The sequence below is a fragment of the Bacillus sp. GM2 genome (assembly GCF_056155945.1).
In genome coordinates, this window is record NZ_JBRKSZ010000008.1 from 723,106 (window position 1) to 737,086 (window position 13,981).

General features: G+C 42.0%; 11 protein-coding genes and 3 pseudogenes. 7 read left to right on the plus strand and 7 right to left on the minus strand.

The window, feature by feature from the left end:
- The first annotated feature begins 23 nt into the window (after positions 1-23).
- Positions 24-479: a hypothetical protein gene (locus ACVC9U_RS18265; protein ID WP_075753593.1), complete on the plus strand. Its 456-nt coding sequence runs from the start codon at positions 24-26 to the stop codon at positions 477-479.
- Between the two features lie 34 nt (positions 480-513).
- Here the strand turns inward: ACVC9U_RS18265 and ACVC9U_RS18270 are convergent, their stop codons facing one another.
- Both ACVC9U_RS18270 and ACVC9U_RS18275 read right to left on the minus strand, forming a co-directional pair.
- Entirely contained in the window at positions 514-774 is a 261-nt protein-coding gene (locus ACVC9U_RS18270) for a YiaA/YiaB family inner membrane protein (protein ID WP_075753591.1), read from the minus strand.
- Positions 775-924: 150 nt separating this feature from the next.
- A complete protein-coding gene (locus ACVC9U_RS18275) occupies positions 925-2,559 on the minus strand; it encodes a Na/Pi cotransporter family protein (RefSeq protein WP_003178514.1) in 1,635 nt (544 codons plus the stop codon).
- Between the two features lie 237 nt (positions 2,560-2,796).
- Here ACVC9U_RS18275 and ACVC9U_RS18280 point away from each other — a divergent pair, with 237 nt between their 5' ends.
- Positions 2,797-3,303, plus strand: a complete 507-nt coding sequence (locus ACVC9U_RS18280) for a DUF1648 domain-containing protein (protein ID WP_003178512.1) — start codon at positions 2,797-2,799, stop codon at positions 3,301-3,303.
- A gap of 354 nt (positions 3,304-3,657) precedes the next feature.
- On the opposite strand, the gene ACVC9U_RS18285 is transcribed toward ACVC9U_RS18280, so the two are convergent.
- Complete coding sequence (locus ACVC9U_RS18285; protein ID WP_003178510.1) at positions 3,658-4,530, minus strand: SDR family oxidoreductase; 873 nt, start codon at positions 4,528-4,530, stop codon at positions 3,658-3,660.
- A gap of 167 nt (positions 4,531-4,697) precedes the next feature.
- Here ACVC9U_RS18285 and ACVC9U_RS18290 point away from each other — a divergent pair, with 167 nt between their 5' ends.
- Positions 4,698-5,471 carry a class I SAM-dependent methyltransferase gene (locus ACVC9U_RS18290; RefSeq protein ID WP_003178508.1) on the plus strand — a complete coding sequence of 258 codons (774 nt, stop codon included), beginning with the start codon at positions 4,698-4,700 and terminating at the stop codon, positions 5,469-5,471.
- A gap of 24 nt (positions 5,472-5,495) precedes the next feature.
- On the opposite strand, the gene ACVC9U_RS18295 is transcribed toward ACVC9U_RS18290, so the two are convergent.
- Positions 5,496-6,779, minus strand: coding sequence for an MFS transporter (locus ACVC9U_RS18295; RefSeq protein ID WP_003178506.1), 1,284 nt, complete (start codon positions 6,777-6,779; stop codon positions 5,496-5,498).
- 231 nt (positions 6,780-7,010) lie between these two features.
- Positions 7,011-7,185: pseudogene (locus ACVC9U_RS18300) on the minus strand (O-methyltransferase); the annotation flags it as partial.
- A gap of 320 nt (positions 7,186-7,505) precedes the next feature.
- Between ACVC9U_RS18300 and ACVC9U_RS18305 the strand changes: the two are divergent.
- Positions 7,506-7,679, plus strand: a complete 174-nt coding sequence (locus ACVC9U_RS18305; protein ID WP_080627072.1) for a DUF255 domain-containing protein — start codon at positions 7,506-7,508, stop codon at positions 7,677-7,679.
- 290 nt (positions 7,680-7,969) lie between these two features.
- Here ACVC9U_RS18305 and ACVC9U_RS18310 read toward each other — a convergent pair whose 3' ends face one another.
- On the minus strand, positions 7,970-8,419 hold the full coding sequence (locus tag ACVC9U_RS18310) for an AraC family transcriptional regulator (RefSeq protein ID WP_006640009.1): 450 nt from the start codon (positions 8,417-8,419) through the stop codon (positions 7,970-7,972).
- A 229-nt stretch (positions 8,420-8,648) separates the two neighbouring features.
- On the opposite strand from ACVC9U_RS18310, the pseudogene ACVC9U_RS18315 reads away from it, so the two are divergent.
- Both ACVC9U_RS18315 and ACVC9U_RS18320 read left to right on the plus strand, forming a co-directional pair.
- Positions 8,649-8,825: pseudogene (locus ACVC9U_RS18315) on the plus strand (DUF255 domain-containing protein); the annotation flags it as partial.
- Positions 8,826-9,199: 374 nt separating this feature from the next.
- The gene (locus ACVC9U_RS18320) at positions 9,200-10,627 is read left to right on the plus strand and encodes a serine hydrolase domain-containing protein (protein ID WP_006640007.1); all 1,428 of its coding nucleotides are present in this window, start codon (positions 9,200-9,202) and stop codon (positions 10,625-10,627) included.
- A gap of 1,107 nt (positions 10,628-11,734) precedes the next feature.
- On the opposite strand, the gene ACVC9U_RS18325 is transcribed toward ACVC9U_RS18320, so the two are convergent.
- Positions 11,735-11,932 (minus strand): hypothetical protein, encoded by a 198-nt coding sequence (locus tag ACVC9U_RS18325; RefSeq protein ID WP_006640006.1) that lies wholly within the window; start codon positions 11,930-11,932, stop codon positions 11,735-11,737.
- Between the two features lie 111 nt (positions 11,933-12,043).
- Here ACVC9U_RS18325 and ACVC9U_RS18330 point away from each other — a divergent pair.
- A pseudogene (locus tag ACVC9U_RS18330) lies at positions 12,044-13,942 on the plus strand (thioredoxin domain-containing protein); the annotation flags it as partial.
- Between the last annotated feature and the right edge of the window lie 39 nt (positions 13,943-13,981).

A 13,981-nucleotide genomic window follows, 5' to 3' on the forward strand; every position in this document is an offset into this window, starting at 1 on the left:
AATAAAAAAGAAGGGCAAAAGACATGCAAACAGACAAACAATTATTCGAAGAAACAAAACAAACGGCTGAAACTCTATTGTTATCGAAATCTGAAAACGATGAAGAGCTGATGGCATACCTCGAAAAACAAGATTTATCCACGTTAAACCGGTTGAAAGTTTATTTTTCGGGTCCTACGCTAAAAATCAGCCATGTGATCAAAGCTTCGCTTTACAGCTCCTTCACCGCCAGCATTATAACTGCTATATTTTCTGGTCAAGTCGTTTCCATTTCATATGACATCGAGCATAATTTTTTTCCTTTGATATTAACAATATTACTTTTAGCCAGCTCCATCTGGGTGTTCGGCACGATCACTAAATCGCAAAGAAACAAAGATCAAAACTTCTTACACTTTAGAAAAAAATCGAACCATACAAAAATTATTGGAATGATTGACTTCGTTTTGGAAAACAAATATAAAAATATTTCAAATTAAAAAAGGTATCCCTAAAGATGCCTTTTTTTTATACTTACTCACCACTAGACAAATTCTGTCTTCTCTCCTGCTCCGCAATGATTTCATTGTCCTCGGCGTTGTCTCTCGTCACTTTCTGCGTCAAAATCGCGCCGACCGCCACTAAAATCATCACAGCTAAGTAATAGCCTTTTTCATTGAGCTGCAGGTTGTCCGCATTATAAAGGCCGATACCGAACAAAAAGACCCCCGCAAAAAATGTGAAATATGACATAACCGTAAAGGCCGTTGTGTTTCTTCTTCTGTATTTCTGCATCTTAATACCTCCTAAAGAATAAAACTATTATACTTGATTTGCGTCTCCAGAAGAAGAATGTTCTTCCTTTTTGCTCACAATTTAGTAAATATGTCATACCGTAATAAAAAAGGCCTACAAAATAAAAAACCGGGAATGACTCCCGGTTTTTTAATGCTTTTCTTCGCCTAAAACAGCTTCAGCAATATTGACGGCATGGTCGCCGATCCTTTCCAGGTTGCTGGTGATATCGACGAAGATCACGCCGGCTTGTCCGCTGCATAATCCGTCGTTTAAGCGAAGAATGTGCTTTTTGCGAAGCTTGCGTTCCATTTTATCAATCTGATTTTCTTTTTCGACTACGCGTCTTGCGGCATCTTCGTTATTTTCCCCAAGAGCGGTGATGGACTCCTTAACAGTGGAAATGGTCAGGTCAAGCATTTCCGTTAAATCAGCCATTGCCGCTTCGGAAATTTTCACCCTGTTGGATTGCTGGTACTCACCAAGCTCAACCAAGTTTTCAAAGTGATCGCCGATTCTTTCAATGTCTCTGACAGTATCCATTAACATATGATGTTCTTCAGATTCTTGTTCAGAAAGCGTAGTGGCGGACAATTCGATCAAGTAATCGGTTATCTTCCTGTCCAAATTGTTGATCGCATCTTCTATTTGAAAAGCGCTTTGCGCATGTTTTGCCTGTTTTGTATTAAAAAACTCTTTTGTTTCCTCAAGTCCCTTTACCGCAAATTCACCCATGCGCAATACTTCTTCTTTCGCCTGTCCCAGCGCAATTGAAGGAGACTGCTGAATGAACAGCGGATCAAGATGTGTTGCTTTATAGTCCACAACCGAATCTTTGCCTGGAATCAGCTTCGTAACGATCAAAGCCAATATGCCGACAAACGGAAGCTGAATCAGCGTATTCGACGTATTAAAGATCCCGTGGGCAAACGCAATCACCATCTTAGGGTCCAGCCCTAAAGAGGATTGAAGCATTAAAATCAAAGCTGTGAACGGCTTCAGCAAGATCAGGAAAATCGCTGTTCCAATCAGGTTGAACAATACGTGAACGGCCGCGGCCCGTTTGGCTGCCACTGAGGCGCCAAGAGATGCCAGTACAGCGGTAATCGTCGTACCGATATTGTCTCCGAATAATACAGGCAGAGCGCCGTTTAGATCTATTAATGAATCGGCAAACAGCCCTTGCAGGATCCCGATCGTTGCACTTGAGCTTTGGACGAGAACGGTGAAAAGGGTGCCGACGAGCACGCCGAGAATAGGATTCGCACTCATGCTGACTGTTAAATCATGAAAAGCTTCAACCGTCCGGAGCGGCTTCATCCCGCTGCTCATTAATTCCAAGCCGTAGAAAAGCGCACCAAATCCAAACAGAATTTGTCCGATGTTCTGAAATTTTTTGCTCTTTAAGAAAAACAGCAAAAATGAACCAATGGCGATGATCGGAAGCGCATATGCCCCAACGTCAAAGCCGATAATAAAGGCTGTGGCCGTCGTTCCGATGTTCGCACCCATAATGACGCCGATCGCCTGGCGGAGGGTCATAAAGCCGGCGCTGACAAGACCGACAGTGATAACGGTCGTGCCGGAACTGCTTTGAATTAAAACCGTGACAATCATACCTGCCAAAACACCCATCAGAGGGTTGCTTGTAAAACGATCTAATATGTCTCTCAGCTTATCTCCGGCTGATTTTTGAAGTCCTTCTCCCATAAACTTAATACCGAGAAGAAAGATCCCGAGACCTCCAATGAATTCAAAAAGCAATTTCTGCACATCTATTTCCAAAGTCGTGCCCCCCTAATTCGACATAAATCTACAAACCAAACACTATGATTATGATGGAGATTAAAGCCTATGTAAACGATTCAAATCGAAAATTTACAATAACTTAACATTGCCGGCTGATGATTTACATTCCCTTAACATTGCCTGGACTCACCGCAAATATACCCCATTCCAGCTGGCGAAAATCCCGAACTTTTTCATAGGTCAAACCGTATTTAAAACTAAGGAGGGGTACATATGCAGAACAGAGCCGACGGTTCTAAGATCAACATTCAAAAGACAAAAGGGGAACGGGTTTGGAACGCATTTGGCTATTTCTTTTACCTGGGATCGATCATTCTATTGGCCGCTGTCTGGGGATCGCTCCCCGAAAAGGTGCCTGCACATTACAACGCACTCGGTGAAGTGGATCGCTGGGGGTCAAAATGGGAGCTTTTCATATTGCCGGGAATCGGATTAATTATCCTTCTGTTCATGCAGTTCCTAGAAAAGCACCCTGAGATTCACAATCATCCAAAGCGCCTGAATGAAACAAACGCTGAACACTTCTACCTGCTCAGCCGAAAGTTGATCAACCGCTTAAAAAATGCATGCTTAATCATTTTTTCTCTCATATTAATTGAATCCGTGTCAATCGCTTTAGACTGGGGAAGCGGATTTGGCGGGTGGTTTCTTCCGATTGCCTTACTCGGCACTGTCATGCTTGTGGCCATAGGTTTAATACAGCAAAGGAAAATCAAATAACGGTCAGGTGCATATTTGTGAGTTTTAATAGTGAAACTGTCGCGGGGGATGATGGATGAGCCGCAATCCAAACAGAGGCTACTATCGAGGCTCTTTACAAGTTAATACACACTGCAAATTCATGCGCTGCCATCAGCTTTCAGTTTTTCTTCTCAAGCAGCCGCACATGCCTGTCTTTTTATTCCTTCATCATTAGCTCTGGAATTCAGTCGATATTTTACTTATTTTAATAAAAGTAACTTAGGCTATAAAGTATGTGCGGTGATTGTGGCGAGTCTTTTTTGATCTATCTTTTAAAAAAAGAGTGATGAACACTGTAATTCTGTTCATCACTCTTTCGAATCCTATTGATCATTATTTCGCTTCTGAGATTCTTGCAACGATTTGAGCCAATCCTTCTTTAATTGGCGTGAGCGGACGGCCGAGCACTTTTTCAAAATCATCGCTTTCGACTTCAAGTGTGCCTTCACGAATGCCTTTTTGGATATCGACAACCATCGGAATCAGAAAATCCGGCACACCCGCATTTTTCATGATATCGCGATAGGCAGCATCGTCAACATGCTGAACGGGAACTTCTTTGCCCAATACTTCCCCAAGGGCTGAAGCGATTTCTTCCTGAGTTAATAGTTTGCCTGAAAGTTCGTAAACGGTGTTTTCGTGGCCTTCGCCGGACAGAACCGCTGCCGCTGCATCCGCGTAATCCTGCTGCAGCGCCCAGCCCACTTTGCCATTCTCTGCTGATGTCACCCAAGGGGCTCCCGCCAAAACGCCTTGAATACTCGACATTTCATTTTCCAAGTACCAGTTATTGCGCAAGAAGGAGTATGGAATCCCCGTTTGCAAAATCGCTTCTTCAGTTGCTTTGTGAGTCGGCGCAAGGAAGTTTTTGCTTTCGCGGGCATTCGCAATGCTCGTATAAGCGATAAACCGAACTCCGGCGCGCTCTGCGGCAGCTACCGCATTGCCGTGCTGACGGATTCTCGTCTCATTGTCTCCATCGGCAGAGATAATCAGCAGACGGTCAATGCCTCGAAATGCGGATTCCAATGTTTCCGGGCGGTCAAAATCCCCGTGGCGCACATCGACCCCGCGCGCCCGCAGCGCTTCCGCTTTTTCCGGATTGCGCACGCTGACCGCCAGCTGATCCGCCGGTACAGTTTCCAGCAGCTTTTCCACAATTTTCGATCCTAATTTTCCGGTTGCCCCCGTTACTAGCATTTTCATATTCGAATTCCTCCTGAATGTTTTAATCTTGATCTGTAACAAATTTCGTTACACTTGATGTAACTATCATAATTACAAATAGGCTGCTTTGTCAACAGGAATGTCCTTTAACCTGGCTAAAACGTAATATGGTTTGTGGTATGATCATGTCAAAAGGAGGAAGTGATATGAGAAAAAACGCTGCCACTGAAGAAGCCATTCAAAGATGGAACCGGTTTGCAGATAGCTATGCTGCAAACCATACTGAACAAGGCGATATACATAAAGAAGTCTTTTTGAACCCCGTCATCTTTTCTCTCATTGAAACGGTGAAAAATCAAAAAGTGCTGGATGCCGGGTGCGGAGAAGGATATTTAAGCAGAATGCTGGCCGCCCGCGAAGCAGTTGTAACGGCGGTTGACTATTCGACAAGAATGCTTGAGATCGCCAAGGAAAGAACGCCGGACGGATTGCACATTCATTATCGGCACGGCAATTGTGAGGACTTGCATTTTTTAGATGAGCAAAGCTTTGATATCATCATATCGAATATGGTCATCCAAGACCTCGCAAATGATGAAAAAGCGTTTCAGGAAATGCACAGGTTATTAAAAGATGGAGGATGCTTTATTTTTTCAATATTACACCCTTGTTTCGTCACCCCGGAAAGCGGATGGGAAAGAACCAAAGACGGCCAAAAGCTCCATTGGAACGTTGATCGGTATTTTTACGAAGGCGCATATGAGCAGCCGCTGGGCGGCGAGGAGAAAATGTTTCTTTTTCACAGAACACTGACAAGCTATATCAATACGATCATCAAAGCCGGCTTTCAATTAGAAGCGGTCGAGGAACCGAGACCGTCAAAAGAGATGCTGAAAAAATACCCTTCATTTGAAGAAGATCTCAGGTGCCCCGATTTCATCGTTTTTAAATTAAGAAAGCCCGGCGGCGATGTCCGATAGGCCCCGAATCCGATAGACCTTTTCCTACCCTTTTTGAGTATTTGTTTTTCTTCGCGGCCAAATGACGGCTGGAATCAGAGCCAAGGATAACAGCCCGCCCGCCAAGGATAACACGGCATAGCTTGAATGAGCGACAACCATTCCGGAAAGAGCCCCGCCGGAAGCCCCCGCCAATGCGATCAAAACATCAAGCGTTCCCTGCACTTTCGCACGTGTTGAAGGCTCGGTCGAATCGATAATTTGTGCAGTTCCGCTGATTAATCCAAAGTTCCATCCCAATCCAAGCAGCGAAAGGGCAACGATCAATAAAACGAGCGAATCGCTGGGAGCCAGCGCCGCCACTGCACCAGCGAGCAGCAGGGTCACCCCTGAGGCGATGCTTATGGCTGTCCGGCCAATTTTATCAACAAGAATCCCTGTGACAAGTGACGGAAGATACATTGAACCGATATGAAAACCTATCACGATCCCGACATCTCCCAAGCTGTGTCCGTGGTGCTGCATATGAACGGGCGTCATGGTCATAATCGCAACCATCACAATTTGGGTAAGCACCATAACAGCGGCACCAATTGTAATCCCCTTTTGATCGTCCGAAGCACCGGCAGACTTCGATTCGTCTGCTAATTTATTTTCTTGTCTATAGGTTTCGATTTTTTTGGCGATCTCCAACGGATCCGGCCGAAGCAAAATATAAAGCACAAGCCCTGCCAGAATAAAAGCTGCCGCCGATAAAATAAACGGTCCCGCAAGTGGCGGAACGCCGATGATCGAAGCAAATTTCCCCATGACATCCACCAAATTGGGGCCCGCAACCGCTCCAAATGTTGTCATCACCATTGTGACGCTGATCGCTTTAGCCCGCTGCTTTTTATCAGCCAAGTCAGTGCCGGCATACCGCGCCTGCAAGTTTGTCGCTGTGCCCGCTCCGTAAATAAGCAGGGAAACGAACAACAATATGATGCTGTTGATCACGGCCGCAGCAACGACCCCGATTGCGCCGATCCCGCCGACCATAAAGCCGGCGGTTAAGCCCGTGCGGCGCCCGTAACGCTGAGAAAGTCTCCCGACGCCGAAAGCGGCTCCTGCCGATCCTAAAGTAAATAAGGCAGAAGGGACTCCTGAAAACGCATCCGTCCCAAGCATTTGCTTTGCTAACAGGGCGCCTACCGTAATCCCGGCAGCCAGCCCCGCACCGCCGAAAATCTGCGACAGACTCACGATGAATAATACTCTTTTGTACAATCTCTTTAATCGATCCGGAGAATCTATGTAACTCTCAACCGTTCGTTCAGAATACCCCGCCACCTCAACACCTTCTTATTTAAAATTTGTCCCCGCTTTCAATCACGGCGGTTCCTTTCGTTTATGAATAGTTTGAATTTTACTACAAAAGAACCTTTTGTCAATTTGCTAAGGGCATGTCCCCTTCAACATTTTATGAACTGAATTTATCATATTCCGATTTTAGATTGTGGCGGCATTGCGGGCATTAAAAAAACTAGTCACCGAATCAGTAACTAGTCAGATGATGTGCTTTTATTTCTTGACTTGCGACACGGTCAGTCCGTCACCGATCGGAATCAGCAGGGATTCTAATTGGGGTGGGCGGCGACGCCTTGATTGAATTTTTTCATTGATTCGGTATGTCGCTTCGGCATAGCATTATCGTCCGTGCACTACCGCATGCAAGTACGTTATCGGCAACGATTAACAACCAAAATGGCAAACAAGACGCTTCGGCGCGAGGGGTTCTTCTGCTTTTCTATTTCTCCGTCAATATATAGCCCCAATTTGTCTCATTCCTTTGTTTTGAATAATTTATAATCATACTTTAAATTCAAAACCTGAAGAAAGAGGGGCGAAAAATCTTAAGAATTAACTGAGCTCTTTTAATAACAGTTGGTCTGCTTCTCTTTCCATAAAATAAAATAGAAGAAGTTAACCTTAGAAACCTCTTCTTTTGATATTTGGTATATTAAATCATGTAAAGACAATAATGAATAAAAATTCGTTTATAAAGCAGGTGATCCCATGCCAACGAACAGATTAATCAACGAGAAGTCGCCATACCTACTCCAGCATGCACACAACCCCGTCGACTGGTACCCGTGGGGCGAAGAAGCCTTTGAAAAAGCAAAGCGCGAAAACAAGCCGGTACTTGTCAGCATCGGCTATTCGACTTGTCATTGGTGCCATGTCTCTTAAAATAACCACAAAAAGCAACCAGTTTCGGCTGCCTTTTAATAAATTTAATGCAAATTTTTAGAAACCTTAGTTTGAAAACTTTTTTCTAACCTATGACCCTTAATATCTTCCTCAGACATGTCGAAACCCACGCTCAGGATAACGTTCAAGTGGGACCACTGCTTAAACTTCAAACATCATATATGTGTCATTCACTTGTGGTGTTTCAATTGCGGTTAGATCTGAAATACATAGTAGGTCTAATGTTGTCCGCTTTAAATAGAAGGTGGGAAAGAAATGTCCCTGCTTCCTTACTGTATAGGAATTAATATTTCACACAAATGATTATCAATCATTTGTGGAGTATATCTTTCTATAATTGGTTGTTCTCTTATTGATAGATTATTTCTTTCTATCTCAGAAGAAATATTGCCCCAAAAGTCTCTGACTGCCTCTTTTGTATGGTCAAGCAAGAAAACAGCATATTTCCCACCAGAAAATTCTCCAACATGAGCTGGTTTTTTCACATTCAAATCTTTATTTATAACAACACAAACATCATAACGACATTCCTCTTTAGGAGTAATCTCTGGGTTATCTTGCGGTATGCCTAAAATTGTAGAATTATCAAATACATCATTCAATTTTGCCCACTTTTTAAAAGTCTCCATTAATTCTTTGTTTTGCTTTTCACCGTACTCCCCAACATTTCTGAAATAAGCAATCCTTGATTCAGGTAATTCTTCAATAGTTATTTTCAAATTTTAGTCCTCCTTTCTTAGATAAGGTAATTCGATTTAAAATGTTTTTCAAGTTATTTTTTAAAAATATTCTGATTATAATATAGTTTAATTAAGCCATTAGCCACTGTATATTCCGAAGATCCATAAAAAAAAGAAGAGATTACCTCAAAAGCTTCTTGTTTTTTGGTATATTAAATAATGTATAGACAATACTGAATAAAAATTTGTATAGAAAGAAGGTGATTCCATGCCAACTAACAACAAACCCAATAGACTAATCGCTGAGAAGTCTCCTTACTTACTTCAACACGCTCACAATCCTGTTGACTGGCACCCGTGGGGAGAAGAAGCCTTCAACAAAGCAAAAAAAGAAAACAAACCGATATTGGTAAGTATTGGATACAGCTGTTGTCATTGGTGCCATGACTCTTAAAATAACCAATAAACAATTCATGTTAAATCATTTCATTTTAATCTTACATATCATAGCAAACTAAAAAATTATATCCCCTGATTTACATTATCAATACCTAAAACGCAAAAAGTCATAAAAAATAAAGGGTGATACATATTAGTCATGTGTAATATGTATCACCCTTGTAATTCTTTTCAACAATCGCGCCCGATTGTTGAAGATCGTTTTTCTTATTGAACTAACGCATCTGTTCGTTAAGTGTAACTCTTCCCAATTAATTGATATTATATAGGTTAATAGAAATATAAAACAAATTTAGTTTAGTATTTGTAAAAGTAGGTTATTTATATTATTCTATTATAATTTTTCGGAAAGGAGAGTTTATGAAAAAGATTATTGTTTTTGTATTAACGATATTTATATTATTCTCAGGATTCGCAACACAAAGTTATGCGTTGTCTGATTCGAAATCTGCGGCAATACAAGCGTTGCTAGATGATGCCTCTCGTATATCAGGTGTGCCGGGAATGTCAATCTCAATACTTGCTGATGATGAAGTGTTCTACTTTTCTTCAGGGTATGCTGACCGTGAAAAGGGGTTGTCTGCAAGTGAAAATACACTCTATGAGTTAGCCTCGGTCAGTAAAGCTTTTACCGGTATGGGTATTATGCTGTTGGAAGAGCAAGGGCTGCTCTCAATGACTGACCCTGTCCAAAAATATTTACCTTGGTTTACGTTAAAGTATCAAGGGAAACCTGTTGATATGCAAAGCCTTACACTAAATAACTTTCTTCACCATACCAGTGGTCTAACAAATATTAGGCATACTCAAAGTATTCCACAAGGCAATACACCGGATATGTTGCAAAAGACTGTGGAAATGCTCGTAGATGCTGAATTGGCGTTCCCTCCCGGTGAACAGTATAACTATGGAACCGTTAATTATGACGTATTGGGCTTGGTTATTGAGATTGTGTCGCGACAAAGCTATGAAGACTTTATGAGGGAACAGGTATTTCAGCGGTTAGGTCTTCACCAGACGTATGTTTATAAAGAAGATGCTCAAGCCACTGGACAGTTGGCACAGGGCTACCGTTCTTCCTTTTTTATGACAACTCCATTTAAAGCTCCGGATTATGCTGGGAATAAGCCCGCAGGCTACATCATTTCTAATACAAAAGATATGGCGCGTTGGATGGGCATACAGATGGGTATTGTGCAGGACATACCCGAAATATTTCACACGGTTATCGAAAAATCACATAGGGGTGATAGGTCTGTTTCGGCTGTCAACGATATGTATTATGCGGCAGGCTGGTCGGTAAACGCCGACCAAACGATTATAGAACACACTGGGGGCAATCCAAATTTCAGAACCGAAGTAGTCATACTGCTAAATGAACAAACAGCCGTCTGCTTGCTGAGCAACGGCGCAAATACCAATATAAACCTGGTACTAAAAATTAAAGATATATTAGACGGTAATCTAACTCAGTCATATGAAATAAGCGGCACACAGCTTTTGGATATCATTTTGTCGTCTATCACTATTATTCTTTGCCTATTGGCCGTTCTCCTATTTCTCTTAGGATTACACAGAAGGAAAACGAATGAGCGGCAGCCAATGACAAAAAAGAGAATAATCGTAACAGTTATTTTCCTGATCGCTACGATTGCCCTAGGTATACTGTGCTGTGCTTTCGATTGGTCAACGATACTTATTTGGCAAACATATAGTGTTCTTACAGCTTTGATTTCGTCAGCATTATTAACAGCAAGCATTACATGGTTTGTATACACTCACCGATAAAATACCTCGCTCCCATGATAAGCATAATGTTAAGTAATTAAATTTCAATTTATCGGTATGCTTAATTTGAAAAACATAAGACACTTCGGTGTCTTTTTTAATATCATCGACAATTTTCCCAGTCAAACCTAAATTACTATTGCTTCCACTAACCTGCTCCGTTCGTGGAATAAGGATTTTTAAACAACTAATATTATTTTTTAAATGACTTTATTGTAAATTAAACAACAATATTATTTTTGCACAAGCGTCGTTAGATAACATTTCTTAAAAGACCCGTTTGCTGAACAATTAGGACTCTTCGACTAAACACAGAAAACGCTTGTACGTTCAATGGTTCTCCCCCCGATGATATAGGTATTCATCTATTATAAGCGTGTAAATTGCAAAAGATACAGGTTAGTTGAAAAGGTTTAAAAGTTAGTCCTTAAAAGGTCTAACTTTACTAAAACAATTGAAATATGACATATATTGCAACTTCAGCTACAAACAAATAAATCATATATCTAGCATAACTAAAAACAACATCATCATTAACACTTTTTTGCCTTTTAAAAGTACATGAAAATAACCCCAATACTGTTATCACACTAAGATAATTTCAATTATTGTAATAAAAGACATTCTTACCCCCTTACCATTTACCTTCGACATTGCCACCCATAAAAACCTAACTCGATTGCAATAGATGCCGCGTAACTTAATTCATCTCTTAACTAAATAACACGGCAATTACTTACTTTGTCCTGTTTGTATTCTTTTGTTTTTTTATTGCTAAAATTGAGGAAAAAATAACAAATATGATCTGTAAGATGATTCCAATCACCAATGAATAATCAAGGACATTCTCTAATGCAAAACCTGCTATAAAGAACCCTTCAGATTACATAATGAATAATACTACATAGTTTATTCTTAACTTCATAATTTATATTACCTTCCTTTTCATTATTGTTCTATTGACAACACTCACCTTAAAATTAACTACAGAACAAAGATGAGGAAAGTCGTTAAAAATAAAAAAATTCATTTGCAACGCAATTATATTCTTATGATGTGCGAGTAAAATTTTCAAACCGAATTATTATCATTATCTGTCTCTCCTATTTATTTTTTAATATCCTGATACACTTTCTCAAAAGTCTCAATTGGTAGCGAAAACTTAGTTGTTTTCTCGTTACGATAATTGATTACTATATCAATTTGATTACCTTTTTCCTCAAATTCAATAAGAGCATTCTCCCATTTATCTCTGATTGATATTATACGATTGCCATTTTTCTTTTCCTTATAGATGTAATCCATTTTAATTCTCCTTCCAGAATCAATAACAAAACCTTATGTTATTAAAAGTCTACGTTATCGACCGAAAAAGGGTTTCAAAATAAGGAATCCTCAAAATAAGAAGTAAATTATACCTGCGTTTGGTGCCATGTCATGGCTCATGAAAGCTTCGAAGATGAAGAAGTTGCGAAGCTTCTGAATGAGAAATTCGTCTCCATTAAAGTGGACCGCGAGGAGCGGCCTGATGTGGATTCGATTTATATGACGATCCGCCAGATGATGACGGGGCAGGGCGGCTGGCCGCTGAATGTGTTTTTAACCCCTGATCAGAAGCCGTTTTATGCGGGTACATATTTTCCGAAGACGAGCCGTTTTAACCGTCCGGGGTTTGTTGAGGTGGTGAAGCAGCTTTCCGATACCTTCGCGAAAAACCGGGAGCATGTTGAAGATATTGCCGAAAAAGCGGCCAACAACCTGAGAATCAAAGCGAAAAGCGATGCCGGCGATTCGCTCGGCGAAGACATATTGAGGCGGACGTATCAGCAGCTGATCAACAGCTTTGATGCGGCGTACGGCGGTTTCGGCAGCGCGCCGAAATTTCCAATCCCCCATATGCTGACATTTCTGCTTCGCTATCATCAATACAGCGGCGAGGAGAACGCGCTGTACAGCGTGATGAAAACGTTGGACAGCATGGCGAACGGCGGCATTTACGACCATGTCGGCTACGGGTTTGCCCGCTATTCGACAGATGACGAATGGCTTGTTCCCCACTTTGAAAAAATGCTTTACGATAATGCTTTATTGCTGATCGCATATACTGAAGCCTATCAAATCACGAAAAACGAACGGTATAAACAGATTTCCGAGCAGATCATCACATTTGTCCGCCGCGAAATGACCGATGAGAAAGGCGCTTTTTATTCAGCGCTTGATGCCGACACGGAAGGCGTAGAGGGCAAATATTATGTGTGGTCAAAAGAAGAAGTCCTTGAAACGCTTGGAGATGAACTTGGCGAATTGTATTGCGCGGTCTACAACATCACGCAAGAAGGGAATTTTGAAGGCCATAATATTCCAAACTTGATCTACACCAGGCTGGAAGACATCAAGGATGAATTCGCGCTGACAGATGAAGAGCTTCAGAACAAGCTTGAAGAAGCGAGAACAAAGCTTTTTGAAAAACGTCAGGAAAGAACGTATCCTCATGTCGACGATAAAGTGCTGACTTCTTGGAACGCTCTGATGATCGCGGGTCTTGCCAAAGCGGCGAAAGTCTACAATGCGCCCGAATACCTGGAGATGGCGCGAGCTGCAGCCGAGTTTATCGAGAATAAATTGATTCAAGACGGTCGCATCATGGTCCGCTACCGTGACGGCGAGGTGAAAAATAAAGGATTTATCGATGACTACGCCTTCCTGCTGTGGGCCTACATCGAATTGTATGAAGCATCACTTGATTTAACCGATTTGCGAAAAGCCAAAAAGCTCGAAGCAGACATGAAGGGGCTGTTCTGGGATGAAGAGCACGGCGGTTTTTATTTTACGGGAAGCGATGCCGAGGCTTTGATCGTGCGGGATAAAGAAGTATACGACGGCGCCCTCCCGTCCGGAAACGGCGTCCTGGCCGTGCAGCTGTCCCGGCTGGGCAGGCTGACTGGCGACTTGTCGCTCCATGATCAAGCGGCAAAAATGTTTGCTGCCTTCCATGGAGACGTCTCTGCTTATCCGAGCGGCCATACAAACTTTCTCCAAGGTTTGCTGAGCCAATTCATGCCGCAAAAGGAAATCGTTGTGCTCGGAAAACGGAATGATCCGGACAGACAGAAGATCGTAAGCGCTTTGCAGCAGGCCTTCCAGCCGAATTATGCCGTCCTCGCCGCAGAATCGCCTGACGATTTCAAAGGGATTGCCGACTTTGCGGCCGAATACAAAGCAGTCGATAACAAAACGACTGTCTATATTTGTGAAAATTTCGCCTGCAGGCAGCCGACGACGAATATAGACGAAGCGCTCGATCAGCTGGTTTAACCGGCGGCAATCATGGGAATAACATTTGCAAACACCTAA